Consider the following 25,766-nt stretch of genomic DNA (forward strand, 5'->3'; position numbering starts at 1 on the left):
CGATGGGAAACCGGTGCGCGGTCATCGGCGTCGGCCAGACGCACTACACGACCAAGCGGAGCGACGTCTCCATCGCCGGGCTGGTGCGCGAGGCGGCCCTGCGGGCGCTGGCGGACGCCGGGCTGACGTTCAAGGACATCGACGCCGTGGTCATCGGCAAGGCGCCCGACCTGTTCGAGGGCGTGATGATGCCGGAGGCGTACCTGGCGGACGCGCTCGGCGCGGCGGGCAAGCCCATGATGCGCGTGCACACGGCCGGCAGCGTCGGCGGCTCCACCGCGCTGGTCGGCGCGAGCCTCATCCAGGGCGGCGTGCACGAGCGCGTCCTCGTGGTGGCGTTCGAGAAGCAGTCGGAGTCCAACGCCACCTGGGCGCTGTCCACCCACCTGCCGTTCAACTCGTCGCTGGTGGTGGGCGCGGGCGGCTACTTCGCGCCGCACATCCGCGAGTACATGCGCAGGTCCGGCGCGCCCGGCCACATCGGCACGCTGGTGGCGGTCAAGGACCGGCTGAACGCGCTGAAGAACCCGTACGCGCACCTCAAGATCCCCGGCATCGACCAGAAGATGGTCGAGTCCACGCCCATGCTCTGGGAGCCGATCCGCTACCTGGAGACCTGCCCCTCCAGCGACGGCGCCTGCGCCATCGTGCTGTCCTCGGAGTCGGCGGTCACCGGCACCCCCGCCTGGGTGCACGGGACGGCCATGCGCTCCGAGCCGATCTTCCGCGCGGCGCGCGACACGGTCAGCCCGCAGGCGGGCAAGGACTGCGCCGCCGACGTCTACCGCCAGGCCGGCATCGCCGACCCGCGACGGCAGATCGACGTGGCCGAGATCTACGTGCCCTTCTCCTGGTACGAGCCCATGTGGCTGGAGAACCTGGGGTTCGCCGCGGACGGCGAGGGCTGGAAGCTCACCGAGTCGGGCGCCACCGCGCTCGACGGCGACATCCCGTGGAACGCCTCGGGCGGGGTGTTGTCCAGCAACCCGATCGGGGCGTCCGGGCTGATCAGGTTCGCCGAGGCCGCGATGCAGGTCCGCGGGACGGCCGGCGAGCACCAGGTGGACGGCGCCCGTACGGCGCTCGGCCACGCCTACGGCGGGGGAGCCCAGTTCTTCGCGATGTGGATCGTCGGACGGGAGAGACCCTGATGGAGTTCAACCACGCTGACCTGTTCGAAGGGCTCGCGGACATGATCGGGGACCGGACGGCCGTCGTCTGCGGTCAGGAGCGGCGCACCTACGCCGAGCTGGAGGCCGAGTCGAACCGGCTCGCCCACTACCTGCTCGACCTGGGCATCGGGCCGGGCCACCACGTCGGCCTGCACCTCTGCAACGGCATCGAGTACGTCGCCGGCCTGCTCGCCGCACTCAAGATCAGGGCCGTGCCCGTCAACGTGAACTACCGCTACGTCGAGGCCGAGCTGCTCTACCTCTACCGCGACTCCGACCTGCGGGCGCTCGTCTACGACGTCGAGTTCGAGCCGCGGGTGGCCGCCGTGGCGGACGAGGCGCCGCGGCTGGAGCACCTCGTCGCGGTGGGCGGGCCGCCGTCGATCGGCTCGGCGGTGCCGTACGCGACCGCCCTGGGGCGCGGCAAGCCGGAACGGGGCTTCGCGCCGCGCTCCGGCCAGGACGTCTACATCATCTACACCGGCGGCACCACCGGCCTGCCCAAGGGCGCGATGTGGCACGTCGAGGACCTGTTCATGGGCTTCGGCGGCGGCAACCCGTACGGCGAGCCGCGCACCACCCCGCAGGAGGTCGTCGACGAGGCCGTCAAGGCCAACCCCATGGTGATGATGGCCGCGCCGCCGCTCATGCACGGGGCCGCGCAGATGGCCACGTTCATCGCCTTCTGGATGGGCTCGGCCATGGTGTACGTGCGCAAGTTCGACGCCGACGAGGTGTGGCGGGCGGTCGAGCGGGAGCGCGTGTTCACCCTCAACATCACCGGCGACGCCATGGCCAGACCGCTGGCCGAGGCCCTGGAGGGCGGCGGCTACGACGCCTCCTCGCTGTTCGTGGTCAGCTCGACCGGGGCGATCCTGTCCGGCGCGGTCCGCGACCGTCTCCAGGAGCTGCTCCCCAACGTCATGATCCTGGACAGCTTCGGCTCCACCGAGTCCGGCTACACGGCCTCAGGCGTGGCCGGCTCCTCGCCCGAGAAGGGCCTGCGCTACCAGCCGAACTCCATGGTCAGACTGGCCGTGCTGGACGAGCGGCACCGGCCCGTCGAGCCCGGCTCCGGGCAGCTCGGCACGGTCGCCAGGTCGGGACGGGTGGCGTTCGGCTACTACAACGACCCCGGCAAGACCGCCCGCACGTTCGTCACCGACGAGGACGGCACCCGCTGGCTGCTCACCGGCGACCTGGCCACGGTCGGCACCGACGGCACCGTGAACATCTTCGGCCGCGGCTCCCAGTGCATCAACACCGGCGGGGAGAAGGTGTTCCCCGAGGAGGTCGAGGCCGTGCTCAAGGGGCATCGGGCGGTGTTCGACGCGGTCGTGACCGGGGTGCCCGACGAGCGCTGGGGGAGCAGGGTGGCCGCCGTCGTCGAGGCGCGGCCGGGCGTCGAGGTCACCGCCGCCGACCTGGACGCGCACTGCAGGAAGCTGCTGTCGGGGTACAAGGTGCCGCGCACGTACGCGTTCGTACCGGAGATGGTGCGCTCACCGGCGGGCAAGGCCGACTACCGGTGGGCGCGCGAGATCGTCGAGAACGCCGAGCGCTGAAGGCGCGCCGCACGTTCACCCGGTGGGCAGGACCCGCGCCAAATAGGCGGCCAGCTCGCCCGGCCGCGACAACGGCACCATGTGGCCGCCGGGCAGCTCGTCCGGGGTGATGCCGAGCCGCTCCCGCACGTGCCGGCGGACGAACTCGGGAGTGAAGAGGCGGTCGTCGCGGCAGAGCAGGTATCTCGTCGGCACCTCCGGCCAGGCCGCCAGCGGCCACGGTTCGCCGCTGGCGCGGTCCATGCTCATCTTCTCGGCGAGCGGGCCGTCGTGGGCCAGCACCCGGTCGGCCAGCTCGCGCGGGACGTCGTTGAAGTAGAGCTGGTAGTCGTCCTCGATGCCGGACGTCTGGTAGCCGCTGCGTTCCCACCACTCTTCCGGCGACTCGCCCGGACTCGGGATCATGGCGGTCACCAGGACGAGCGCGGCCGCCTCCACCCGCGCGCAGACGAGCGGACCGACGAAACCACCCCAGGAGTGGGCCACCACCACGAGAGGCCGGCGCTCGCCGATCGCCTGGACGACGGTGTCGGCGTAGTCCCACAGCCCTGCCTGGGGGTCGGACATCGGCAGGTCCACCGCGACCGTGTCGTGCCCGCGGGCACGCAGTTCCGCTTCGAGCAGGTGCCAGTCGAAGGAGCTGCCGCCGCCGCCGTGGATGAGAGCGAAGGTTGTCATGACGGTACTGACCGGCGGCGGCGGGAAAACTCGTCGGCGCGGCTCAGCTTCGGCGGCCTGCGCCTCATCGGCGCAGCTCGTCCTCGACGGCCTGGGCCTCCTCGCCGCGGCCGGCCTTCTCCAGCAGCTTCAGCCGGGCCTGCAGCACGTCGCGGCGCAGGTCGCCGCCCTCCGCCCGGGGCAGGTCGCGCAGCAGGTCCGCCGAGACGCGCAGGGCCGCGTCGGCGGCGTCGTCCCTGCCCAGCTCCCGCTGGCAGAAACCGAGCCGGGCGTGCGCCACCGCCCGGGAGAGGGCGTCCCGCGCCACCTGCGTACTGCGGTGGAAGACCAGCCCGGCCTCCAGCGCCCGGTCCGCCTCCATCAGCGCGTCGCCCAGCATGAGCATGGCCCTGGACAACAGCCCCGCCTGCAGCGGGTTGCCCGGCGAGAACCGTTCCAGCGCCGCCACCGCCTCCCGCAGCGGCAGCACGGCCTCGGCCGCCAGCGCCCGCGTCCTGAGCGCCGAGGCCAGCGAGAGGCAGGCGCCCGCGCGGCTGACGTGCAGGGCCTGCGCGTTCACGCCGGTGGTCAGCAACTCGTCGTAGATCGCGATGGCCTCGCGCGCCCGGGTCTCCGCCTCCACGCCGCCGTCCGGCCGCAGCAGGGGCAGCAGCTCGGAGCTCTGCGCCAGCGAGTCGGCCAGGATCGCCCGGTACGTCAGGTCGTCCGGCGACCGCCTGGCCACCCGGATCAGCTCCCCGACCAGGACGTCGGCCTCGATGTACGCCCCGAGCACCATGTGGCACCCGGCCAGCCGCTGGGTGGCCAGGGCGTGCTTGACCGTGCCGGGCTCGTGGCCGGTCGTGGCGATCCTGGCGTACCCGGCGGCCTCCTGCGGGCGTCCTGCGGCCAGGAGGTCGTCCGCGATCAGCGCGGCGGTCTCGGCGGCGGCCGTCGGCTCCGGCAGCTCCGTGAACAGCCGCAGCGCCTCCACCAGGTCCGTCATCGCCTCCTGCCCCTGCCCGAACACCCGCAGCATCCGCCCCCGCACCTGGATCGCCCGCGCCCGCACGCGCCGCAGCTCCAGGCCCGCCTCTCCCGCCCGGTCCAGCTCGGCCAGCGACCAGGCGATCGCCTCCAGGGCGGCCCGCGGGCGGTCCAGCGCGGCCAGGGTGCGGCCGAGCTGGGCGTAGACGACGGCGGCGACGGCCGGGTCCTCCAGCTCGTCGCACAGGTCCGCGGCGCGCTCGCAGTGCGCCAGAGCCTCGACGGCCCGGCCCTGGTCGAGCAGCTCGGCCGCGTAGCGGTGCAGGGTTTCGACGAGCGTACGGTCGTGGCGGTCGCCGAGCAGATCGACGGCCTGCTCCAGAACGGCGAGCCCGGGGGCGGCCAGGGCGGCGAGGGCCGTGCCGAGCGGCTCGCGGTAGGCGCCGGAGACGGCGGCGAGACCACGGTGGACACGTACGTTCAGCTCGGCGACCTGGTCGGCGGCGGCGGTGTCGCCCGCCCGCGCGGCGGCGGCCGAGAACGTAGCCAGGCACCGGCCGTACCGCTCGTACGTCTCCAGCCCTCCGGCCCCGCCCAGCGGCACCTCCCGCGCCAGCGCCTCGGTGAACGCGGTGAGCGGCCCCACCAACTCGGCCACGGCCGTGACCTCGTTCGCGAACCGGGAAAGCGCCTCGACGAGCGCGTCGAGCGCATCCGCGCCGGGCAGCGGCCGCAGGTCCAGCACCCGCCGGTACAGGGCGACGGCGGCGGCCGGTCCCTCTCCCTCCACCCGCAGCCTCGCCAGCCGGATCAACGCCAGCAGATGCACCCCGACCAGATCGCGGGGGACGGGCGCGAGTCGCGCCATGGCCGCCGTGCCCTCCGCCAGCCTGGCCTCGGCCGCGTCGCTCTCGCCCAACTCGGCCAGGCACAGCCCGCCCAGCTCCAGGCAGGCGGCGGCGAGCAGGCGTTCCCGCTCACCGGGCGATGACGGGATGAGGCCGAGCGCCCGGTTGACCGACTGGAGCGCGCCCTCGGCGTCGTGCCGGGTGAAGCGGACGCCGCCCTGCAGGCGGAGCGCTCCGGCCAGGGCCAGGGGGCTCTGGAGCTGTTCGGCCACCAGCTCGCCGTACACCCCGACCAGGCGATCGGCCGCGGCCGCCACCTCGGGCGGGCTCGCGGTGCGGGACAGCGCGACCGCCTCCAGGGTCATCAGCTCGGCCAACTCCGTACGGATCGCGGCGCTCGTCCCGGTGTGCGGCTCGTACGACTCCATGGCGGTGCGCAGGTGCCCGATGGCCTCGTCATGGCGGCCGAGCCCCACGAGCGAACGTCCGAGCGCGGCGGCGACCATGCCCACGGCGATCGCGTGCGGCCGGTCGGGCGCGGCCTGCCGCCGGAGCAGCTCGGCCGCCTGCGTGGCCAGCGCGTACCCGTCCGCGGCCCGCCCCGTGTCGGCCCAGGCCCGCGCGAGCACGGCCTGCGCGGACAGATACGCATGAACGTGCTCGATCTCCGGCGTGTCGACGCCTTCGACGGCCTGCCTGCACTCGGCCAGCCGTCGTTCCGCCCTGCCCACGGACTCCTCCGGCCGGTCGGCGACCATCGTCGGCAACCACGGCTCACCGTCGTCGCGGTCATGGCCGGACGCGGTCCGTATCGGGCGTAGGCGCAGCATGGCCCGTACCTCGCGGCCATGGGCCAGGAAGGAGGCGTCGCCGGCGCCCAGCCCGTCGTACAGCTCGGCGGCCAGGACGAGCTGGGCCGATCCGTCCTCGGCGCGGCCCAGGCCGTCGAGGCAGAGGCCGAGCAGCCGTCTGCCCCTCGCCCGCGTGGCCGGGTGCCCCTCGCCCGCCATGGCCATGGCCTCCTGCACCGGCTCCAGCGCCGCCTCCGGCCGGTCGTCGACCAGCAGCAGCTCGCCGAGGTCGAGGAGCTGCCCGGCCAGGGCGGGGCGGTGTTCGCCGGGGTCGAGCGTGACGAGGGCGCGCAGGTTCCGTACGGACTCGGCGGCGGACCGGACGGCCGCGTCCAGGTCCTCCACCGACGCGTGCAGCCGGGACAGCGCGGTGGCGGCGGTCGCCAGCATGGCCCGCAGCACGGGCTCCTCGGCGGCCAGACCGCGCAGCCGCGCCACCGCCTCGGCCGCCGGCACGAGCGCGTCGGACGGACTGGCCCGCGTCTCCAGCCAGGCGGCGATCAGGTGGAGCCGGTGGGCCACGTCCCTGTTGGTCGTGGCCACGTTCCCGACGGCGGCGGTGGCCGCGACGGCGAGACACCCGGCCAGCTCGGGCAGCGCGTCGGCGACGCCGGTCCCCTCGAACGGCGTCATCGGGTCGGGGACCCGCACGGGTCCCGCGACGCCTGACGCGCTCCCGTGCCCGCCTCCCGACGCCACGACCTGGGACGGCTGAACGTAGGCCCCCGGCCCCAGGCCGAGCACCTCGCGGATGGGCGGGGTCGGGTGGTCGTCCGGCGAACCCCGACCGGACTCGCCCGCCGCCGGAGCCGGGGGGAACACCCGGCGGTCTCCCCTCGACCCTCCGGACTCCCTCGCTGGGGACGGAGGCACCGCCGCAGCGTCCTCGGGCCGGGACACCACGGCCAGGACACCCGACACGTCTGCCGCGAAAGCGCCGTCGCCACCCGCCGCCTCGAACGCCGCCACGGCCTCACCCAGCCGCCCGCTCCCCAGCAGCGCGCACGCGACGTTGTAGTGCGCCCGCGCGGCCCGCTCCCCGTAGCGGGGATCGTCCTCGGCCAGCACGCGGAACCTGGCCGCCGCCTCCTGCGCCGGTTTCAGCGCGCCCTCGGCCTCACCGCCGAGCAGCAGGCACGCCGCCAGCCCGAACAGCGCCTCCGCCCGCCCGGCGGCCTCCTCGTACGGGGGAGCGCCCGCGTAGACCTCCACCGCCTGGGCCGCCGCCACGACCGCCTCACCCACCCGCCCGGCGGCCGTCAGCGCGCCCGACAGCCACGTCAGCGCCCCGGCCGAGGCGAGCCGCTCACCGGTACTACGTCGATGCCGCACGGTCAGCTCGGCGAGCGTCACGTTGAGCGCCCGCAGCCCCAACCCACCCGCGCCCAGCCCAAGGAGGCCCGCCCGTGGGTCCGGCCTGGTCACGTGGGGCGGCAGCATCGGCAGCATCGGCAGCGCGGACGCGGCCTCGGCGAGCTGCCGGTCGTCGGAGAACGACCTGAACGCGGCGTCGAGCACGTCGCCGAGCCGCGTGCCGGGGTTGGCCACCGCCTCCGCGACCAGCCTCCCGGTCCGGCTGGCGATCAGCGACCACAGCGCCGACCTGGCCCGCTCCGCGCCCGTCGAGCGCCGCAGGACGTCCAGCATGCGTACGAGATGCCCGGTCGTACGGCCCTCGTGGTCGTGGACGGCGAGCACGAGCGCGTCCAGGTCCTCGACCTCGCCCAGGAACCGCTCGGCGACCAGGTCCGGCCCGAGCGGTCCGGAGAAGACGCGCCCCAGCCAGCGAGCCACGCTCACGGCACCACTGGTCATCTGAGCGAGGCCCGTCGCCCCGGGGCCGCCCGCCGCCCGAGCGCCGCCCGCCGCCCGAGCGCCGCCCGCCGCCCGAGCGCCGCTCGTCGACCCAGCGCCGCCGGTCGGCCCAGTGCTGCCGGTCGGCGCGGTGCTGGCGGTCGAAGTGGTGCCGGGAGGGGGTGTGGCCGGGGTGCGGCTGCGGATCCCGGGCACGGCCGTCAGCAGGCCGGGCAGCTCGGCCGGGGTGGGCGCGGTGAGCACGAGCACCGCCACGGCCTGCCGCGCGGTCACGTCGCCGAGTCGCTCCTCGCCGCCCGGCCAGACCCGCGCCCACTGATCCCACTCCCGCGCGACGAACCGCCCGAGCAGCCCACCCCTGACCGCCGCCGCCCCTCCGCTGCCGCCGGGCACGCCGTCGCCGGGTGCGGCGGCATCCTCCTCCACGTCATGGCCACGGGTGCCGGACGCCGCCGGTTCCTCGCCGTTCGCGTCGCGCAGTCGCAGCAGAGCGGCCAGGTGGACATGGAGGGGAAGGCCGTACTCCGGGTCGTCGAGGCGCGGCGGGGCGGGGAGCGCGGCCCGGCTCGGCGCGTACGCCTTCATGGCCGCCAGCGCGTGCTCCCCGCGCTCGGCCAGCGTGAGCGGGTGGGCGTTGAGCGGCACGGTCGTGGTGTTGAGCCGCCTGAGGCGGCCACCGGCCGCCGTGTCCAGCCGCCGCCACCAGTCCATCTCCCCTGGCTCCCTGACCAGCAGCAACAGCCGTACGCGAGGGTTGTGCCCGTGCTCGGCCAGGTGCCGGATCAGCTCGCCCACCAGCGGGGACGACCCCTCGGGCCGATCGACCACGACCAGCGTCGGCCGTGGCGCGTCGAGGCGGACGTCCCTGGACAGCAGGCCGCACACCGCGTCGAGCGGCAGGAACCCGGTGTCCCAGCCCGCCGCCGCCAGCTCCGCGCACAGCTCGCCCGCCAGCCTGGACTTCCCGATTCCCGCGCGACCGGTCACGACGGCGATCGACAGGGCGGTCGACGAGGCGGTCGACAGGGTGTCCGGCCCGGCCGCCCAGGACCGCAGCTCACCCAGCTCCTCGTCCCGCCCCAGGAACGGCACCACCGCGTGCCGCGCCATCAGCACCGTCCAGTCCGCGCGGTCCTCCGGCAACCGCTCGCGCGCGGGCGTCAGCAGGCCGGGCAGGGCCACCCGGGAGCCGTCCTCCGCCACGGTTTCGAGGCAGCCGGGAGGTACGCCCACCAGCTCCCTGAAGCGCTCGTCGACCAGCAGCGCGCTCACGGGTACGGCATCGAGCCGCCGCTCGGCGTATCCCGCGGGACTCGGGGTGACCACGCCGACGATCTGCCCGGCGGGCTCGGCGAGCAGGGCGGCCCCCGACAGCCCCCGCCAGAGCGAGATCGGCATGCCGTCGGGCTCCCGGCCGGGCAGGCTTGCCGTCAGCGCCGTGGTGACCGCACCCGTGGGCGTCTCCACCAGGCCGGACACCGGCTCCGCGGCACGGGACCCGGCCCGCCGCCCCGCCTGCTCGAACCCCCCGGCCACGCAGCGCACCCGCTGATCGCCGGAGGCGGCGACCCGGGCCCACCGGGTGTGCTCGACCCCCGGTGACGAGGCCCACGCCGGTTCGGCGGCCCGCAGCAGTACGGCGTCGCCGCGCCCCCGCCACACCGGCTCGGCCCGCAGCCACCGCGCCGACCCCGCCGGCCGTACGTGACAGGGGACGCCGGTCGCCACCACCTGGCCGGAGGTCAGCACCAGATCGGCGCCGATCGCGTATCCGGAGCCGGTCACGCCGACGTGGTCGTCATGACCGGAGAAGACCTCGACGACCCGTTCGAGCCCGACCCGTTCGAGCCCGACCCGTTCGAGTTCGAGGCGGTGCGGTGCCGTGTCCAGGTGCGGTGCCGTGTCCATGGGTCCGCCTCTTACCTACGTGCCGACGTGCCGTCTCCCTGATCAGCGGGTGATCTCGTTCTCACTATGGCACGATGGGCCGGAAATTTCCTGCCTTGTCATGCCTTCTCAGTTGTGAGCCAGGCGGCCAGCCCCAGGTAGACGATCCCGCTGCCGACGTTCAGCCGCCGCCTCGCGAGTGCCGACCCGCGGATGCGTCCGGCCAGGGCGGAGGCGAGCATCGCGTACGTGCCGTCGGAGGCCATGCCCAGCAGCATCCACAGCAGGCCGAGCACGAGGATCTGCGGCCCGACCGGTCCGAGGTGCGGCTGGGCGAACTGCGGCAGGAACGCCATGAAGAAGATGGCCGTCTTCGGGTTGAGCACGTTGACCACGAAGCCCTCCCAGAACAGCCGCCGCTTCGACTGCACCCGGATCTCGACGGCTTCCTCGGCCTTCTCCCTGCTCATCAGCTTGCGTACGCCGAGCCAGACCAGGTAGGCCACGCCCACGTACTTGACCACGGTGAACGCCGTGGCCGAGGCCGACAGCAGGGCGCTGATGCCCAGCGCCGCCGCGGCCACGTGGACGAGGGAGCCCGCGTGCACGCCCAGCACGGAGATCAGGCCGGCGCCGCGGCCCTGGGAGACGCTTCTGGTGACGATGTAGAGGACCGCGGGCCCTGGCACCACCAGCAGGCCCAGGGTGACCGTGCAGAAGAACGCGAGTGTTGAGATGTCCGGCATGGGGTCATGGTAGAGGCGACGTCAAAGGCTTTCTCTGAGCGCCTTCAGCAGGGCTTCGGTGGCCGGTGGGTGAGGTGGTTCGCCGTAGACGGCCGCGTACACGTGCCTGATCGAGCCCGGCACCTCGCGGGCCTCCACCTCCGGGTGGCGGTGGGCGGCGAGGGCGAGCCCCGGCAGCAGGGTGAGCCCGAGCCCGGCCGCGACCAGGGCCTGCACCGCCACGATGTCGTCGCTGGTGAACGTGATGCGCGGGGCGAAGCCGGCCTTCTCGCAGACGTCGAGCAGGTGGCTGCGGCACCGGTCGCACCCGGCGATCCAGGCGGAGTCGGCGTGGTCGGCCAACTCGCCGGGCCGGGCGTTCGAGAGCAGGAAGCTGGGGTCGTCGAGGAGGTGGACCAGGTGCAGGCCGCTGTCCTCCGGATCGGTGTCGTCGTAGCGGAACATCACCGCCACGTCCACCCGCCCGGCCCGCAGCAGCCGTAGCGCCTCCGGCGGCTCGGTCTCGGTGAGGTGCAGGCGCAGCCCGGGATGCTCGGTGGCGAGCCGCCGGGCCGCGTGCGGGATGAACGTGCCCAGCGCCGAGGGGAAGGCCCCCAGGCGCACGCGGCCGGTACGCAGCCCCACGTGCGCGGCCAGCTCTTCGGCGGTGGCGTCGAGGCGGCCGATGATCTCCGCGGCGCGCTCGGCCAGCAGGCGGCCCGCCTCGGTGAGCCGGATGCCGCGCCCGGCCCGCTGGACGAGCTTGGCCCCGGTCTCGGCCTCCAGCCGGGCCAGGTGGTGGCTGACCGAGGGCTGGGAGTAGTGCAACTCCTTGGCCGCCGCGGTCAGCGAGCCCTTGCGGGCCACCGCGACCAGGACGCGCAGGCGTACGACGTCGAGCATCCATCAATCGTATCTATTGATTGCCCAAAAGACTTCTGTTGGACCTATCGGTTGAAATGCAGGACCGTGGAAGGGGAAGCCGGATTATTGATTTTCCCTAGGGGAATACCATGAATATCACAGCCACCACGGTCACCAGGCCGGGGCTCGACGTCCTCGTGTCGGGGGTGTCGAGGATCGTCGCCCGCGGGCTCGGCGGCCGCGAGACCGCCTTCGCCGTCGCCGGGCTCATGCGCGAGCACCTCCCCGGCCTCGACCTCCTCACGCCCGAGGAGCGCGCGGGCTCACCCGAGCGGTACGTCTCCCACATCCTGCACGCCGAACGCGACTTCTCCGTCGTCGGCGTCGTGTGGCGGCCCGGCCAGGACACGGTCGTCCACGACCACGTGTCGTGGTGCACGTTCGGGATCATCAGCGGGATCGAGCACGAGACCCTCTACCGCGACATGGGCGACCATCTGGTGGAGATCGGGCGGACCGACAACGGGCCAGGGGAGGTCAGCGGCTTCGCGCCGCCCGGCGACATCCACACGGTCCGCAACACCAGCTCGGAGACCGGCGTCTCGCTCCACGTGTACGGGGCCGACGTGTCCAGGCTCGGCAGCAGCGTACGCCGCGTCTACGACCTCCCGGTCAGGTAAGGGCCGGGGCCGCCCGTTCGGGCCGCTCCGCTCGCGCCGCGATGAGTTCTCGCCGTCCTCCAGGTCTGCCCGGGTAGTACCACCCGACATCGCATCGCCCCGGCCGAACGGGGCAAGGGAGCCGACCATGGAGCCGATCACCGACCTGGACGCCCGTTTCAGCGCCGACGACGCCGCCCCCACGCCCTGGGCCGAGGCGCGGGCCCAGCTCGAGCGGGCGGAGACGTACTGGCTGAGCACCGTACGCGCGGACGGCCGTCCGCACGTCACCACGTTGCTGGCCGTCTGGCGGGACGGCGCGCTCTACTTCTGCACCGGCGGCGAGGAGCAGAAGGCCAGGAACCTGGAGTCCAACCGCCACTGCGCGCTCACGACCGGCGCCAGCGCCCTGCACGAGGGCCTCGACCTGGTGGTGGAAGGCTCCGCGGAACGCGTCACGGACCCGGACAGACTCAGGGAGCTGGCCGCGGCCTGGGAGGCCAAGTACGGCCAGGACTGGCACTTCGAGGTGGGCGACGGCGGGTTCGTCAACCAGTCGGGAGGACCGGCCCTGGTCTTCGAGGTCAAGCCGGTCAAGGTGCTGGGCTTCCGCAAGGGCGACTACGCGCAGACCCGCTGGCGCTTCTGAGCCGCCCGACTCCGAAAGGAAATTTGCGCAAATAATATTGTGCAAATTTCCTTTCCTGTCTACGCTGGGATCATGGCCGCCCCGGAGAAGACCACCCGCGTCAAAGACCTCGACACGCTCAAGGCCCTCGGCCACCCGCTGCGCATCAAGCTCTACCGCGCCCTCTACGTGGCCGGCACCGCGACCGCCTCGCAGCTCGCCGACCAGGTGGACGAGGCCGTGTCGCTGGTCAGCTACCACCTGCGCAAGCTCGCCACGCACGGCATCATCGAGGAGGCCGAGGGGCACGGCGGCGACGGCCGGGAGCGCTGGTGGCGTCCGGCCGCCACCGGCATCACCACCAGCGACGCGGACTTCGACGACGCCCCCGAGCGGGCCTCCGTCCACACCGCCGTCTCACGCCTCTACGCCCGCCAGCGCGGCGAGATGTACGACGAGTACCTCGACGGGAAGCAGTCCTGGAGCACCGGCTGGCGCGGCGCGGCCTTCAGCTCCGAATACCTGCTGTCGCTCACCGCCGACGAGCTGGGGGAGCTGGGCCAGGAGATCGACGACCTGGTCGTGAGATGGCGCAGGCGCGGGGAGGCGGCTCGCGAGGCGGGCGACACGGCGGGCCGGGAGAACGTCGCCGTGCACGCGTACGGCTTCCCGTTCCGCACCTGACGGCCCGATCCGCGGGCTCGGCGCCACTCCGGCCTGATCTGAGGAGATCACCGATGTATCCGGACTCATACCTGTACGTGGAGCGAGTGAGAGCCCGCGAGCTGAGGGCCGACGCCGACCACCACCGCCTGTCCCGCTCTCGGGCCACCAACCCGGTGGCCCGAGAGTGGGAGATCCGCCTGGGCTGGGCCCTGGTGGAGACCGGCCTGCGGCTCATCCACCGGCGCGCCGTGAACCACTGACGAACGGCGCGGACGAACCGTCCGCCCCGTGCGCCCACCCGGCCGGTCCCCGATGCCGGAGGGCTCGGGGTCCTTGAAACGTGCGAGACCTCCGCCCCGAGATCGGGGCGGAGGTCCTGTGAGATTCACCACGCGGGACCGGGCCCGCGAGATGGGCCGGGCTACACCCCGAGCGCCGAGGGCAGGCTCAGCTCGCGCAGGAACAGCGCCTCGGTGGTGGCCACCCTGCGCAGCTCCTCCAGGTCGACGCGCTCGTTGGGGGCGTGGATGGCCGCCTCCTCGTCCTCGGCGCCGAACAGCAGGATCTCGGCCGCGGGGAACTGCTTGAGCAGCGTGCTGACCAGCGGGATCGAGCCGCCCGCGCCCACGTCGCGCGGCGGGCGGCCGAAGGCGCGCTCCATGGCGCGGTTGAGTGCCGCGCGGGCCTTGCCGCCCGAGTCGGCCTGGAAGCCGGCGCCGACGGTGAAGTCGCCGAAGGCCACCTGCACGTCCCACGGCGCGACCTGCCGCAGGAACTCCACGACCGCGTTGACCGTCGTCCTGGGGTCGCCGGCCGGAGGCACGCGGACGGTGACCCGGGCCCGCGCCACCGGCTGGACCGCGTTGACCGCCCCGGAGACCGAGGGCACGTCGAGCCCCGTGACCGTGATCGCGTACGACGACCACAGCCGGTCCGCCAGCGACCCTGAGCCCACCAGCGAGACGCCGTCGAGCACCCCGGACGTCCGCCTGAACTCGTCCTCGGACGGCCCCTGCCCGAGGAACGACCCCCGCGGCAGCCCCGGCACGCGGACGTCGCCGTTGTCGTCGTGCAGGGAGGTCAGCATGCGCATGAGCGCGGCCAGCGCGTCGGGCGCGGCGCCGCCGAACGAGCCGCTGTGCACGGCCTCCCGCAGCGTGCGCACCTCGATGGTGAAGGCGGCCATGCCGCGCAGCGACGTGGTCACCGCCGGGTCGCCCACCCGCGGGTTGCCCGTGTCGGCCACCACGATGGCGTCGGCCCGCAGCAGGTCGGGGTTGCGCTCGACGAACGCCTCCAGCCGGTCGCCCGCGTATTCCTCCTGGCCCTCGATGATGACCTTGATGCCGACGGGGAAGCGGCCCTGGAAGGCGCGCAGGGCGGTGACGTGCGAGATGACGCCGGACTTGTCGTCGGCGCAGCCCCGCCCGTAGAGGCGGCCGTCGATCAGGGTCGGCTCGAACGGCGGGGTGCGCCAGGCGGCCGGGTCGCCCGCCGGCTGCACGTCGTAGTGGGCGTAGAGCAGGACGGTCGGCATCCCGGGCGGGGCGGGCGCCTCGCCGTAGACGGCCGGGAAGCTGCCCTCCACCGGCAACTGCTGCACCCGCGGCAGGCCGGTGGAACGCAGCAGTTCCTCCGTCATGGTGGCGGCGGCGAACACGGGCTCTTCGGGGTGCCCGGGGAAGGCCACCGAGGGGATGGCGGCCAGCCGCTTGAGCTCCTCGACGGCCTGCGGCATCGCGGCGGAGACAGCGTTCTCGATCTGGTCAGGAGTCACGGGACGGTCCCCCGGGGGTCGTTCTCAACAGGTCACGGGTCAACGGTTCGCGGGCGGACGGCGGGCTCGCCCGGTGGGTGACCAGGCGTCCGGCAGTTCGCGGCGGTTTCGTCTCATTGGATCACAACCGGCCCTGCGCTGCGGAAACGGGGCGTGCCGCGGTTTTGACCCGCGCGCTAATCTACATGCGGATTTCGTTGCCCCTACATAGTGGTTCTGCGGATCTCGGATTTCTTGCAGAATGCGGCGACCGATTCGCTTGGCAATCCGCAGGTGAGCATGCAGACTGTGGGAAGTTGAGACACGAGGGAAGATAACCATGACGCAGCCGGAACACGACGTCCTGAAGGCCGCGCAGGACAACCTGTGGTTGCACTTCACCAGGCACAGCGCCTACCAGCAGTCCGAGATCCCGACCATCGTGCGCGGTGAGGGGTCCTACGTCTACGACATCCACGGCAAGCGCTATCTCGACGGCCTGGCCGGGCTCTTCGTGGTCCAGGTGGGCCACGGGCGCCACGAGCTGGCCGAGGCCGCCGCCAAGCAGGCCCAGGAGCTGGCGTTCTTCCCGCTGTGGTCCTACGCCCACCCCAAGGCGGCCGAGCTGGCCCAGCGCCTGGCCTCCTACACCCCCGGTGAGCTGAACCGTGTCTTCTTCACCACGGGCGGCGGCGAGGCGGTCGAGACCGCTTGGAAACTCGCCAAGCAGTACTACAAGCTCGTCGGCAAGCCGCTCAAGCACAAGGTCATCAGCCGCCAGATCGCCTACCACGGCACCCCGCAGGGCGCGCTGTCGATCACCGGCATCCCGGCGTTCAAGCAGATGTTCGAGCCGCTGGTGCCGGGCTCGGTCCGGGTGCCCAACACCAACCACTACCGCGCCGACGAGATCACCGGCGTCAAGGGCATGACCCCCGAGGAGTACGGCATCTGGGCGGCCGACCGGGTGGCCCGCGCCATCGAGATGGAGGGCCCCGACACCGTGGCCGCCGTCTTCGCCGAGCCCGTCCAGAACGCCGGCGGCTGCTTCCCGCCGCCCCCCGGCTATTTCCAGCGCCTGCGCGAGATCTGCGACGAGTACGACGTCCTGCTCGTCTCCGACGAGGTCATCTGCGCCTTCGGCCGCCTGGGCACCATGTTCGGCGGCCAGAAGTTCGACTACGTGCCCGACATCATCACCTGTGCCAAGGGCATGACCAGCGGTTACTCTCCGATCGGGGCCATGATCGCGCACGAGCGGCTGTTCGAGCCGTTCAAGAACGGCGACACCATGTTCGCCCACGGCTACACGTTCGGCGGTCACCCCGTCTCGGCGGCCGTGGCGCTGGCCAACCTCGACATCTTCGAGCGCGAGGACCTGCTCGGCCACGTGAGCGCGAACGAGCCGCGCTTCCACCAGGCCCTCGACGGCCTGCGCGACCTGCCGATCGTCGGCGACGTACGCGGCTCCGGCTACTTCTGGGGCATCGAGCTGGTCAAGGACAAGGCCACCAAGGAGACGTTCGACGCGGACGAGTCCGAGCGGCTGCTGCGCGGCTTCCTGTCGAAGGCCCTGTTCGACGCCGGCCTCTACTGCCGCGCCGACGACCGCGGCGACCCCGTCATCCAGCTCTCCCCGCCACTGATCGCCGGACAGAAGGAGTTCGACGAGATCGCACAGATCCTGCGCGGCGTGCTCAGCGAGGCATGGGCGCGGCTCTAGCCCCTTGACCAGGGGGCTCACCACCCCTTCCGGCACGACGGAGTGCCGGTTCCCGAAAGGATCCACCGCCATGAAGATCGGCGTCCCGGCCGAGGTCAAAAACCATGAATACCGCGTCGCCGCCACCCCGGCGGGCGTGCACGAGTTGGTGCGCAACGGGCACGACGTCACCGTGCAGCGGGGCGCGGGCCTGGGCTCGCAGATCCCGGACGAGGAGTACCTCGCGGCCGGCGCGAAGATCCGCGACAGCGCCGACGAGGTCTGGGCCGACGCGGACATGGTGCTCAAGGTGAAGGAGCCGATCGCCGAGGAGTACCACCGGCTGCGCGAGGGGCTGGTGCTGTTCACGTACCTGCACCTGGCCGCCTCCCGGCCGTGCACCGAGGCGCTCCTCCAGGCCGGGACGACCGGCATCGCGTACGAGACCGTGCAGGTCGGCAACGCGCTGCCGCTGCTGGCCCCCATGTCGGAGGTCGCGGGCCGGCTGGCGCCGCAGGTGGGGGCGTACAACCTGATGCGCTTCAACGGCGGTCGGGGTGTGCTGCCCGGCGGCGTGCCCGGTGTGGCCCCGGCCAGGGTGGTCGTCATCGGCGCCGGCGTCTCCGGGCTGAACGCCGCGCAGATCGCGGTCGGCATGGGCGCGGACGTCACCGTCCTCGACACCAACGTCGACCGCCTGCGCTTCATCGACGCCGTCTACCAGGGACGTCTCAAGACGCTGGTGTCCACCTCGTACGCGATCGAGCAGGAGGTCCTGCAGGCCGACCTGGTCATCGGCGCGGTGCTGATCCCCGGCGCCAAGGCCCCGACGCTCGTCTCGAACGCCCTCGTCGCGCGCATGAAGCCGGGCTCCGTCCTCGTCGACATCGCCATCGACCAGGGCGGCTGCTTCGAGGACTCGCGGCCGACCACGCACGCCGACCCCACCTACAAGGTGCACGAGTCGGTCTTCTACTGCGTGGCCAACATGCCGGGCTCGGTGGCCAACACCTCCACGTACGCGCTGACCAACGCGACGCTGCCGTACGCGGTCAAGCTGGCCAACCTGGGCTGGCGCGCGGCCGTCAAGGCCGACGCCGGCCTGGCGGGCGGGCTCAACACCCACGCGGGGCGGCTCACGAACGAGCCGGTCGCCCAGGCGCTCAGCCTGCCGTACACGCCGGTCTCCGAACTGGTCTGACCGCTCAGGAGGGCACGGCCGCGCCGCCGTGCCCTCGCGCCGTGGCGTCGGCCCGGGTCAGCGCACTCCGAGGCGGCGGCGCAGGTCGCGGGCTGTGGTCAGGACGTGCTGGAGCTCGCCAGGGCTGGGCCACGGCGCGGTGCCCGGGCGTACCAGCGTGCCGCGTACCGAGGCCAGGTGCTCCACCGCGCTGGCGTGCACGCCGCTGCGCGCCACCAGCCAGGCCAGCACGTCGGGGTGGCGGTGCAGCGGCCGGGTCACCAGGTCCCAGGTGGCCAGCACCTCGGCGAGGTCGGCCGCGGCCAGCGGCACCTCGCCCCGGCGGCCGGTGGCGATGGCGGCCAGCTCCGCCCGCGCGGTCAGCTCGGGCTCGGCGGGACGGTCCCAGGCGGCCGGCGGCGGGTCGGACAGCCACTCCCGCGCCTCCCCGTGCTCGCCCGCCACCGACAGCAGCCCGCCCAGCTCCACCGCGGCCCCGTGGTGCCCGGCCCGCGCCGCCTGCCGGAACCAGTGCTCGCCGCCCACCAGGTCGCCGAACTCGGCGATCAGCAGCAGCCCGTAGTCGAAGGCCGCCTCGGCGTCGCCGCCGGCCGCCGCCCGGCCGAACCAGTGGCTGGCCGCCGCCGGGTCGCCCAGCTCCACGCAGACGAACCCGGCCATCCGCTGGTCCTGCGCCCGCCCCGCGCCCGCCGCCTGCTCGAACCAGCCCCGCGCCGTACGCAGGTCGCCCAGGGCCAGCGCGACCCCGCCGAGCCGCGAGGCCGCGCCGGGATGCTCGCTCCTGGCGGCCAGCCGGTAGTACGCCTCGGCGCCCTCGGGATCACGGCTGGCGTGCAGATAGAGCCCCAGACAGTACGCCGACTCGGCGTGCCCGCCCCGGGCCGCGCACTCCCACCGCCGCAGGGCCTCCGCGTCGTCGCCCGAGCAGTAGGCCAGGAACCCCAGGTCGTGGGCGGAGGCCACGTCGCCGTCGTCGGCCGCCCGCCGGTACCAGTCGCGGGCCGGGCCCAGCTCGCCCGCGTCCTCGCACATCAGCGCCAGCCTGCGCGCGGCCGTACGGGACCCGGTCGCGGCGGCGGTCTCGAACCAGGCGCGGGCGGCCACCGCGTCGCCGCGCTGCTCCAGCAGGAGCGTGGCCAGGTTCGTGGCGGCCTCGGCGTCGCCGGTGCCGGCGGCGGCCTCGTACCAGGTGAGGGCCTCTTCCAGGCTGCCGTGCTTCTCGTGCCAGATGCCCAGGTTGTAGGCGCTGTCGACGTTGCCGCCCGCCGCCGCCCGCTCCCACCAGAGCCGGGCGGCCGCACGGTCGCCGTGCTGGGCGTAGAGCTTGCCGAGCCGGTGCGCGGCCCGCGCGTCGCCCGCCCGCGCGGCGGCCAGCAACTCGGGCTCGTCTCCCACGCGCGGCGCCGGTACCGCCACCTCTCCTTGCCAGGCCATGGCGACAGACTGGCACGTGATCACCCGATCGCGAACCGTAATCGCCGACAAGGTCCTACGAGAAGTCGATGAAGCCGGTGTACATGCCCATGCCGCACACGTACCGCAACGTGCCGGGGGGTTGCGGCGGCAGCCGTACGGTGGCCGGCAGCGGCACGTCGCGCCCGTCGATCGTGACGGTGCCGGTGCACCCCCGGCCCGCCACCTTGAACACCACCTCGAGGGGTACGCCCGCCCGCGCCGACACCATCGCCGGCCGGTAGCCCTCGCGCGTGGCCCACACGGTCACCGACTGCGCGCCGCCGACCGCCCGCGCCGCCGCGAGGCCGGGGCCCGCCGTCGGCGCGGGGGCGGCGAGCCAGCCGCCCAGGTTGAGCCCGGCGCCGACCGTCCAGAGCCCGGCGGCGACGGCCACGACCCCGGCCAGCCGTGCCAGCCGGGTGCGGGAGACGCGCCGCAGCGCGTATCCGAGCAGGGCGAACGCGGGCGCGGTGCCGACGACGAACCCCGTCATGGCCGCCGCGCCCGCCACCGGCGAGCCGCTGGAGACGGCGAGCATCTCGATGCCGAGCGTGACGCCGCAGGGCACCAGGATGGTGGCCGCCCCCAGGAGGGGCGCCCGGTAGCGGGCCGCGCTCCGCACCCGGGCCGTCGGCGTCGCGGGGGCGCAGGCGGCGCGTCCCCGCCGCATGATCCTGACGGCGTAGGCGACGACCGTGAGACCGGCCGCGACGAGCAGCACCGCCCTGGCCTGGGGCGGCGGGCTGACGGCCGAGCCGAGCAGCCCGAGCAGCGCCCCGGCCGCGCCGTACGAGGCCAGCCGCCCCGCCAGGAACCAGGCCACCAGCGCGGGGTCGCGTCCGTGACCGTCGCCCGCGAGGCCCATCATGAGCCCGCCCTGGGTCGCGGTGCAGGTGGCGGTCCCGGCCACGAGACCGGCGGCCAGGCCGCCGGCCATCAGGGAGACGGCCTGCGCGCTCAGCGGACGAGCACCGTACGCTCAGCGGCGGCGTGGCCCGCGAACGGCCGGCGGCGACCGCGGCCGCACCGGCCGCGGGACGTGGCGATGGCGCGCATGGCCGACCCCGCTCTCTACGAAGGCGCATTCGCAACGTAACGCGGGGCCGGGAACGCGGCCAGTGACAGTTGTCCCACCCTGGGTGACGTTTGGGGCGAGCCGCCCCGGAGCACGGACCTCGTCCCGGCGGAGGCGGGCCGTCACGCGGCCCGGCCGGTGGGCCTCCTCGCCTCGATGAGCACCCGGGCGGAGTGGGCCACGAACGGCCCCTCCGACTCGATCAGCTCGTGCAGCTCCCGCAACCTGTCGCGGTGACGTTCGACCGAGAACCCGGGCACGGTCCAGATCACCTTCCGCAGGAAGTAGACCACCGCCCCGATGTCGCCGAACTCCATCCGCAGCCGCTCGTGGCGCAGGTCGAGGACCTCCAGCCCGGCGGACTCGGCCTCCTCCCCGGCCAGGACCCGCTCGTCCGCCGCGCCCTCGCGCGGCCCCATGAAGTAGTCGCGCAGCTCGGCGACGCTGCGCGGCCCGATCTGCTGGGAGAGGAAGGTGCCGCCGGGCCGCAGCACGCGGGCGATCTCCGCCCACCACGTCCGCACCGGATGGCGGCTGCTCACCAGGTCGAAGACCCCGTCGGCGAACGGCAGGCGCGGCTCGTCGTCGTCGGCCACCACCCAGGCCCCGCGCGGGCGCAGCCGGGCCGCGGCCAGGGCCAGGTTGGGCGGCCAGGACTCGGTGGCGACGGTCATCGGCGGCAGGGCGGGCAGCCCGGCCAGGACCTCGCCCCCGCCGGTCTCGACGTCGAGCGCGGTCCGCGCCCGCGCCATGCGCTCGCCCAGCCGCCGGGCGTAGCCCCATGAGGGCCGCCGCTCGGTGGCCCGGCCGTCGAGCCAGGAGAAGTCCCAGCCCGCCACGGAGACCTCGTCGGCCTCCCGGACCAGCTCTTCGAACGTGCGTCGCATCCTTCGACGATCTCAGCGGCCGGCCCCGCGTTCAATCGGATTTCTGTCCGGCGAAGCGGTCGCGGACGGTCGCGCGGTCGAGCCCGAGCTGGTCGATGAGCTGGGCGACGGGGTCGGGCCGCCTGCGCTCCAGCAGGTTGAGCGCCAGGTGGCGGGGCATCTGGGCGTTTCTCGTCTTCGCCGTGGTGGCCTTGACGGACTCGTTGAGCACGGCGCGGGCGCTGGAGGTGAGCGCGGTGGAGGGGACGGCGGGATGCTTGCGCGGGGTCTCAGGCAGCTCGCCGACCTCCAGGCCGAGCAGGCGCAGCGCCGCCCGGTCCAGCTCGTCCAGCGCCGTGCGGGCGGCCGCCAGGTCCACGCCCATGGTGTGGGCCGACTCCTCGTGGTGCAGGAGGCCGAGCAGCAGGTGCTCGGTGCCCAGCCGCCGGTCGCCGCGCAGCCTGGCCTCCTCGAACCCGGCCTTGACGATCACCGCCACCGCGCTCTTCTGCCTGCCGAACATGGTCAGCTCCTCACTTCCCGTATTTGGCGTGCACCGACTGCCGTGACATGCCGAGCGCGTCGCCGATCTGCTCCCAGGTCCAGCCCTGCTCCCTGGCCAGCGCCACCGACACGGCCTCGACCTGCTCGGCCAGCCGGTGCAGCGCGCCGACCGCGCGCAGGCCCATCGCCGGGTCTTCGGCCCGGATCCGCTCGGACAGCTCTCTCACGTCCACGCCGTCAGTCTAGCCTGACGTGGGAGGAGTGTGTCAACCTGGCCTGACAGAAAGGAGGTTCACAGCCAGCCGGGCTTGACCAGGCCCGACTCGTAGGCGATCACGACGAGCTGGGCGCGGTCGCGGGCGTGCAGCTTCATCATGGCCCGGCTCACGTGCGTCTTCGCGGTCGCCGGCGACATGAACAGCTTGGCCGCGATCTCGTCGTTGGTCATCCCGGTGCCGACCAGGCAGAGCACCTCGCGCTCGCGCTCGGTGAGCTGGTCGAGGCCCTCGGCGGAGACGGGCTCCTTGGCGCGGGAGGCGTACTCGGCGATCAGCCGACGGGTCACGCTGGGCGACAGCAGCGCCTCCCCGGCGGCCACCACCCGCACGGCCTGGATCAGCTCGGCCGGCTCGGTGTCCTTGACCAGGAAGCCGCTTGCGCCGCCGCGCAGCGCCTCGAAGACGTACTCGTCCAGCTCGAACGTCGTCAGGATGATGATGTGCGGCCCCGGCGGCATGCGCCGGGTGGCGGTCAGGCCGTCGGTGCCCGGCATGCGGATGTCCATGAGCACCACGTCCGGCTGGTGCTCGCCCGCCAGCCGGACGGCCTGCGCGCCGTCGGACGCCTCGGCCACCACGGTCATGTCCGGCTGGGCGTCCAGCAGCGCCTTGAAGCCCGCGCGGACCAGCGCCTGGTCGTCGGCCAGCAGCACGTTGATCATGAGGTCTCCTCGGGTAGTGGCAGCCGGGCCTCGACCTGGAAGCCGGGGCCGGCGGGGCCGGCGACCAGCGTGCCGCCAAGCGCGGAGGCCCGCTCGCGCATGCCGGGGATGCCGTTGCCGCTGCCCGACTCGGACAGCACGGCCGGGGTGGTGGCGCCCGTGTCCGACACCTGGACGACCAGCTCGCCGTCGGCGAACTCCAGGCGCACGCTCACCGCCGAGCCGGGGGCGTACCGGGCGGCGTTGGTGAGCGACTCCTGGACGATCCGGTACGCCGCCCGATCCACCTGCGACGGCAGCGGCCGGGAGCCCACCCGATCGAGGCTCACCTCCATCCCCGACCGCTCGACCAGCTCGTCGAGCCGGTCGAGCCCGGCGGTGGGCGAGCGCGGGGCGCCCTCGCGCAGCACGTCCAGCACCGAGCGCATCTCGCCGAGCACCTCCTTGGAGGCGGTCTTGATCGTGGCCAGCGCGCTTCTGGCCTGCTCGGGGTTGGCGTCGATGAGGTGCAGCGCGGTCGACGCCTGCACGTGGATGAGGGAGATGTTGTGCGCCAGCACGTCGTGCAGCTCCTGCGCCATCGTCAGGCGCTCCTCGCTGGCCTGCCGCCTGGACTCCTCCTCGGCGGTCCGCTCGCGTTCGGCCCGGCGCTCCCTGACGATCCTGACCAGCTCGGCCGCGACCATCAGCAGCATGATCGAGGTCAGGATCCACACGCTGTGGAAGATGTCACGGTTGCCGACCATCCAGGCGTACGTCAGGAAGGACGCGAGCGTCATCCCGGCCATGAACCACGCCATCAGCCTCCTGCCGCGCACCACCAGGAGCACGAGCAGGACGCCGGGGCTGATGAAACTGGGGCCGTAGGCGTAGCCGGCGATCAGGTAGAGGTCGCACGCGGCGAGCGCGGCGGCGGTCGTGAGCAGCGGGAAGCGGCGGTGCAGCAGCACCGCCAGCGGGCCGACCAGCAGCAACGCGTAGGCGTAGGGGTCGAGCGGCTCCCGGGTGAACCGCTGCCCCCACGAGGCGCCCCTGGCGATCACCATCTGGCCGACCGCCACGATCAGGGCCAGATAGGGGTCGAAGCCGTACTTCCTTCGCACGTCACCCACGCTAGAGGACCCTTCTGACCAGCGCATCATCCCGGTGTCTCAGGGGGCCCTACCGCGACGGGCGTACCTGGGTCATCGTGGAGACCATGCGCCGTGTGATCATTCCCGCAGCAGCAGTCCTCATCGCGCTCGCCTCGGCACCCGCCGCGCTCGCGCAACCCCAGCACTCCCAGAAGAAGGTCCCCGTCGCCGAAGGGTACGGCGGCGCCGTCGCCACCGTCGATTTAGATGCCAGCAAGGCCGCCATCTCCGTGCTCAGGAAGGGCGGCAACGCCGTGGACGCCGCGGTCGCCGCCGGGGCGGTGCTGGGCGTCACGGAGCCGTACTCGTCGGGCCTGGCCGGCGGCGGCTTCATGGTCTACTACGACGCCAGGCGGCGCGAGGTCTTCACGATCGACGGCCGAGAGACCGCGCCCCAGGCCATGACCGCCACGTCGCTGGAGGGCATCCCGTTCGAGGAGGGCGTCACCAGCGGCCTGTCGGCGGGCGTGCCCGGCACGGTCGCCAACTGGGACCTGGCCCTGCGCAGGTTCGGCACGATCTCCCTCAAGCAGGCGCTCCAGCCGGCGATCGAGGTGGCGTCCAAGGGCTTCGTGGTCGACCAGACCTTCCACGACCAGACCGCCGCCAACGCCGCCCGCTTCAAGGACATCGCCTCCACGGCCGAGCTCTACCTGCCCAACGGCGCCCCGCCGCCCGTCGGGTCGGTCTTCAGAAACCCCGAGCTGGCGGACACGTACCGCGAGCTGGGCAAACGCGGCCCCGCCTGGCTCTACGGCGGGCAGCTCGGCAAGGAGGTCGTGGCGACCGTCAAACGGCCGCCGGTCACCCCTGGCAGCACCCGCAACGTCCGTCCCGGCCTGATGGAGCTGTCCGACCTGCTGGCCTACCGGGCGCTCCTGCGCGAGCCCACCAAGGTCTCCTACCGGGGCATGGACGTGTACGGCATGGCCCCGCCCTCCTCCGGCGGCTCGACGGTCGGGGAGGCGCTCAACATCCTCGAAGCGCTGCCCGACGTGGGCCTGCACGAGTACCTGGAGGCGTCCAGGCTGGCCTTCGCCGACCGCGGCAAGTACGTCGGCGACCTCCCCGGCGTCCCGCTGGACGAGCTGCTGTCCGACGGCTTCGCCAAGGAGCGAGCCTGCCTGGTCGGCGACACCGCGATGGGACACCCGGCCGCGCCCGGCAACCCCGACGGCTCCTACGAGCCCTGCCCCACGCCGACCGGCGAGGCCGCCCCGGTCGCCACGGAGGGCCCGGAGACCACCCACCTGGTCGTGGCCGACCGCTGGGGCAACGTGATCGCCTACAACCTGACCATCGAGTCCACCGGCGGCAACGGCATCGTGGTGCCGGGACGCGGCGTGCTGCTCAACAACGAGCTGACCGACTTCACCTTCGGCCCGGCCCTCGGCGACCCGAACCTGCCCGGCCCCGGCAAGCGGCCCCGCTCGTCGATGGCGCCGACGCTGGTGTTCGAGGACGGCCGGCCGGTGCTGGCGGCCGGTTCGCCCGGCGGCTCCACCATCATCACGACCGTCCTGCAGATCCTGGTCAACCGGTACGACCTCGGCATGAACCTGCCCGACGCGCTCGCCGCGCCCCGCGCCACCCAGCGCAACACCGAGCAGACGCAGGCCGAGCCCGCGTTCCTGGCCAGGTACCAGGCCGAGCTGGCGGCCAAGGGGCACAAGTTCGCCCAGAACCCGGAGATCGGCGCCGCCACCGCCCTGGAGTTCCTCGGCCGGGGCCGGATCCAGGCCGTGGCCGAGCCGTCGCGACGCGGGGGCGGCAGCGCGCTGGTGGTGTCGCCGAGCAGGTGAGGTCACCT

21 protein-coding genes are annotated in these 25,766 nt (G+C 73.4%); 9 read left to right on the top strand and 12 right to left on the bottom strand.

Annotated features, from left to right (window positions below):
- The first annotated feature begins 2 nt into the window (after positions 1 to 2).
- Both ACZ6S0_RS13365 and ACZ6S0_RS13370 read left to right on the top strand, forming a co-directional pair.
- Positions 3 to 1,151 carry a thiolase domain-containing protein gene (locus tag ACZ6S0_RS13365; RefSeq protein ID WP_465916140.1) on the top strand — a complete coding sequence of 383 codons (1,149 nt, stop codon included), beginning with the start codon at positions 3 to 5 and terminating at the stop codon, positions 1,149 to 1,151.
- Positions 1,151 to 2,737 (top strand): acyl-CoA synthetase, encoded by a 1,587-nt coding sequence (locus ACZ6S0_RS13370; RefSeq protein WP_465916054.1) that lies wholly within the window; start codon positions 1,151 to 1,153, stop codon positions 2,735 to 2,737. The genes ACZ6S0_RS13365 and ACZ6S0_RS13370 overlap by 1 nt, the downstream gene beginning before the upstream one ends.
- Positions 2,738 to 2,752: 15 nt before the next feature.
- Here the strand turns inward: ACZ6S0_RS13370 and ACZ6S0_RS13375 are convergent, their stop codons facing one another.
- The 4 genes from ACZ6S0_RS13375 to ACZ6S0_RS13390 form a co-directional block, all read right to left on the bottom strand.
- Positions 2,753 to 3,415 (bottom strand): alpha/beta fold hydrolase, encoded by a 663-nt coding sequence (locus ACZ6S0_RS13375; RefSeq protein ID WP_465916055.1) that lies wholly within the window; start codon positions 3,413 to 3,415, stop codon positions 2,753 to 2,755.
- Positions 3,416 to 3,479: 64 nt separating this feature from the next.
- Complete coding sequence (locus ACZ6S0_RS13380; protein ID WP_465916056.1) at positions 3,480 to 9,803, bottom strand: hypothetical protein; 6,324 nt, start codon at positions 9,801 to 9,803, stop codon at positions 3,480 to 3,482.
- 98 nt (positions 9,804 to 9,901) lie between these two features.
- Positions 9,902 to 10,528, bottom strand: a complete 627-nt coding sequence (locus ACZ6S0_RS13385; RefSeq protein WP_465916057.1) for a LysE family translocator — start codon at positions 10,526 to 10,528, stop codon at positions 9,902 to 9,904.
- 21 nt (positions 10,529 to 10,549) lie between these two features.
- Complete coding sequence (locus ACZ6S0_RS13390) at positions 10,550 to 11,410, bottom strand: LysR family transcriptional regulator (protein WP_465916058.1); 861 nt, start codon at positions 11,408 to 11,410, stop codon at positions 10,550 to 10,552.
- A gap of 110 nt (positions 11,411 to 11,520) precedes the next feature.
- Between ACZ6S0_RS13390 and ACZ6S0_RS13395 the strand changes: the two genes are divergently transcribed.
- The 4 genes from ACZ6S0_RS13395 (at position 11,521) to ACZ6S0_RS13410 (ending at position 13,584) form a co-directional block, all read left to right on the top strand.
- The gene (locus ACZ6S0_RS13395; RefSeq protein WP_465916059.1) at positions 11,521 to 12,051 is read left to right on the top strand and encodes a cysteine dioxygenase family protein; all 531 of its coding nucleotides are present in this window, start codon (positions 11,521 to 11,523) and stop codon (positions 12,049 to 12,051) included.
- Positions 12,052 to 12,178: 127 nt separating this feature from the next.
- A complete protein-coding gene (locus ACZ6S0_RS13400; protein WP_465916060.1) occupies positions 12,179 to 12,679 on the top strand; it encodes a pyridoxamine 5'-phosphate oxidase family protein in 501 nt (166 codons plus the stop codon).
- A gap of 72 nt (positions 12,680 to 12,751) precedes the next feature.
- Positions 12,752 to 13,342, top strand: a complete 591-nt coding sequence (locus ACZ6S0_RS13405; protein WP_465916061.1) for an ArsR/SmtB family transcription factor — start codon at positions 12,752 to 12,754, stop codon at positions 13,340 to 13,342.
- 53 nt (positions 13,343 to 13,395) lie between these two features.
- Positions 13,396 to 13,584 (top strand): hypothetical protein, encoded by a 189-nt coding sequence (locus ACZ6S0_RS13410; protein ID WP_465916062.1) that lies wholly within the window; start codon positions 13,396 to 13,398, stop codon positions 13,582 to 13,584.
- 161 nt (positions 13,585 to 13,745) lie between these two features.
- Here the strand turns inward: ACZ6S0_RS13410 and ACZ6S0_RS13415 are convergent, their stop codons facing one another.
- Entirely contained in the window at positions 13,746 to 15,101 is a 1,356-nt protein-coding gene (locus tag ACZ6S0_RS13415) for a M20/M25/M40 family metallo-hydrolase (RefSeq protein WP_465916063.1), read from the bottom strand.
- A gap of 319 nt (positions 15,102 to 15,420) precedes the next feature.
- Between ACZ6S0_RS13415 and ACZ6S0_RS13420 the strand changes: the two genes are divergently transcribed.
- Both ACZ6S0_RS13420 and ald read left to right on the top strand, forming a co-directional pair.
- The gene (locus ACZ6S0_RS13420; RefSeq protein WP_344874478.1) at positions 15,421 to 16,803 is read left to right on the top strand and encodes an aspartate aminotransferase family protein; all 1,383 of its coding nucleotides are present in this window, start codon (positions 15,421 to 15,423) and stop codon (positions 16,801 to 16,803) included.
- A 70-nt stretch (positions 16,804 to 16,873) separates the two neighbouring features.
- Positions 16,874 to 17,983, top strand: coding sequence for an alanine dehydrogenase (gene ald / locus ACZ6S0_RS13425; protein WP_465916064.1), 1,110 nt, complete (start codon positions 16,874 to 16,876; stop codon positions 17,981 to 17,983).
- A gap of 57 nt (positions 17,984 to 18,040) precedes the next feature.
- Here the strand turns inward: ald and ACZ6S0_RS13430 are convergent, their stop codons facing one another.
- The 7 genes from ACZ6S0_RS13430 to ACZ6S0_RS13460 all read right to left on the bottom strand — a co-directional run bounded on the left by ACZ6S0_RS13430 (position 18,041) and on the right by ACZ6S0_RS13460 (position 23,926).
- Positions 18,041 to 19,417, bottom strand: a complete 1,377-nt coding sequence (locus ACZ6S0_RS13430) for a tetratricopeptide repeat protein (protein WP_465916065.1) — start codon at positions 19,415 to 19,417, stop codon at positions 18,041 to 18,043.
- A 55-nt stretch (positions 19,418 to 19,472) separates the two neighbouring features.
- On the bottom strand, positions 19,473 to 20,375 hold the full coding sequence (locus tag ACZ6S0_RS13435; RefSeq protein WP_465916066.1) for a sulfite exporter TauE/SafE family protein: 903 nt from the start codon (positions 20,373 to 20,375) through the stop codon (positions 19,473 to 19,475).
- Positions 20,376 to 20,635: 260 nt separating this feature from the next.
- A complete protein-coding gene (locus ACZ6S0_RS13440; RefSeq protein WP_465916067.1) occupies positions 20,636 to 21,400 on the bottom strand; it encodes a class I SAM-dependent methyltransferase in 765 nt (254 codons plus the stop codon).
- Between the two features lie 31 nt (positions 21,401 to 21,431).
- Complete coding sequence (locus ACZ6S0_RS13445) at positions 21,432 to 21,902, bottom strand: Clp protease N-terminal domain-containing protein (RefSeq protein WP_465916068.1); 471 nt, start codon at positions 21,900 to 21,902, stop codon at positions 21,432 to 21,434.
- A gap of 10 nt (positions 21,903 to 21,912) precedes the next feature.
- The gene (locus tag ACZ6S0_RS13450; protein WP_465916069.1) at positions 21,913 to 22,116 is read right to left on the bottom strand and encodes a hypothetical protein; all 204 of its coding nucleotides are present in this window, start codon (positions 22,114 to 22,116) and stop codon (positions 21,913 to 21,915) included.
- 59 nt (positions 22,117 to 22,175) lie between these two features.
- Complete coding sequence (locus tag ACZ6S0_RS13455; protein WP_465916070.1) at positions 22,176 to 22,823, bottom strand: response regulator transcription factor; 648 nt, start codon at positions 22,821 to 22,823, stop codon at positions 22,176 to 22,178.
- Positions 22,820 to 23,926, bottom strand: a complete 1,107-nt coding sequence (locus ACZ6S0_RS13460; RefSeq protein WP_465916071.1) for a sensor histidine kinase — start codon at positions 23,924 to 23,926, stop codon at positions 22,820 to 22,822. Before ACZ6S0_RS13460 ends, ACZ6S0_RS13455 begins: the two co-directional genes overlap by 4 nt.
- Positions 23,927 to 24,021: 95 nt before the next feature.
- On the opposite strand from ACZ6S0_RS13460, the gene ggt reads away from it, so the two are divergent.
- Positions 24,022 to 25,758 carry a gamma-glutamyltransferase gene (gene ggt / locus ACZ6S0_RS13465; protein WP_465916072.1) on the top strand — a complete coding sequence of 579 codons (1,737 nt, stop codon included), beginning with the start codon at positions 24,022 to 24,024 and terminating at the stop codon, positions 25,756 to 25,758.
- Positions 25,759 to 25,766 lie beyond the last annotated feature (8 nt).

The sequence above is a fragment of the Nonomuraea sp. NPDC051298 genome (assembly GCF_055586305.1).

Bases quoted from the DNA above. Each gene is read 5' to 3' on its own strand.
- ACZ6S0_RS13385 (WP_465916057.1), bottom strand. From the start codon at position 10,528: ATGCCGGACATCTCAACACTCGCGTTCTTCTGCACGGTCACCCTGGGC.
- ACZ6S0_RS13380 (WP_465916056.1), bottom strand. From the start codon at position 9,803: ATGGACACGGCACCGCACCTGGACACGGCACCGCACCGCCTCGAACTC.
- ACZ6S0_RS13410 (WP_465916062.1), top strand. From the start codon at position 13,396: ATGTATCCGGACTCATACCTGTACGTGGAGCGAGTGAGAGCCCGCGAG.
- ACZ6S0_RS13445 (WP_465916068.1), bottom strand. From the start codon at position 21,902: ATGTTCGGCAGGCAGAAGAGCGCGGTGGCGGTGATCGTCAAGGCCGGG.
- ACZ6S0_RS13430 (WP_465916065.1), bottom strand. From the start codon at position 19,417: ATGGCCTGGCAAGGAGAGGTGGCGGTACCGGCGCCGCGCGTGGGAGAC.
- ACZ6S0_RS13455 (WP_465916070.1), bottom strand. From the start codon at position 22,823: ATGATCAACGTGCTGCTGGCCGACGACCAGGCGCTGGTCCGCGCGGGC.
- ACZ6S0_RS13405 (WP_465916061.1), top strand. From the start codon at position 12,752: ATGGCCGCCCCGGAGAAGACCACCCGCGTCAAAGACCTCGACACGCTC.
- ACZ6S0_RS13370 (WP_465916054.1), top strand. From the start codon at position 1,151: ATGGAGTTCAACCACGCTGACCTGTTCGAAGGGCTCGCGGACATGATC.
- ACZ6S0_RS13435 (WP_465916066.1), bottom strand. From the start codon at position 20,375: ATGGCCGGCGGCCTGGCCGCCGGTCTCGTGGCCGGGACCGCCACCTGC.
- ACZ6S0_RS13440 (WP_465916067.1), bottom strand. From the start codon at position 21,400: ATGCGACGCACGTTCGAAGAGCTGGTCCGGGAGGCCGACGAGGTCTCC.
- ACZ6S0_RS13395 (WP_465916059.1), top strand. From the start codon at position 11,521: ATGAATATCACAGCCACCACGGTCACCAGGCCGGGGCTCGACGTCCTC.
- ACZ6S0_RS13420 (WP_344874478.1), top strand. From the start codon at position 15,421: ATGACGCAGCCGGAACACGACGTCCTGAAGGCCGCGCAGGACAACCTG.
- ACZ6S0_RS13390 (WP_465916058.1), bottom strand. From the start codon at position 11,410: ATGCTCGACGTCGTACGCCTGCGCGTCCTGGTCGCGGTGGCCCGCAAG.
- ACZ6S0_RS13400 (WP_465916060.1), top strand. From the start codon at position 12,179: ATGGAGCCGATCACCGACCTGGACGCCCGTTTCAGCGCCGACGACGCC.
- ACZ6S0_RS13375 (WP_465916055.1), bottom strand. From the start codon at position 3,415: ATGACAACCTTCGCTCTCATCCACGGCGGCGGCGGCAGCTCCTTCGAC.
- ald (WP_465916064.1), top strand. From the start codon at position 16,874: ATGAAGATCGGCGTCCCGGCCGAGGTCAAAAACCATGAATACCGCGTC.
- ggt (WP_465916072.1), top strand. From the start codon at position 24,022: ATGCGCCGTGTGATCATTCCCGCAGCAGCAGTCCTCATCGCGCTCGCC.
- ACZ6S0_RS13365 (WP_465916140.1), top strand. From the start codon at position 3: ATGGGAAACCGGTGCGCGGTCATCGGCGTCGGCCAGACGCACTACACG.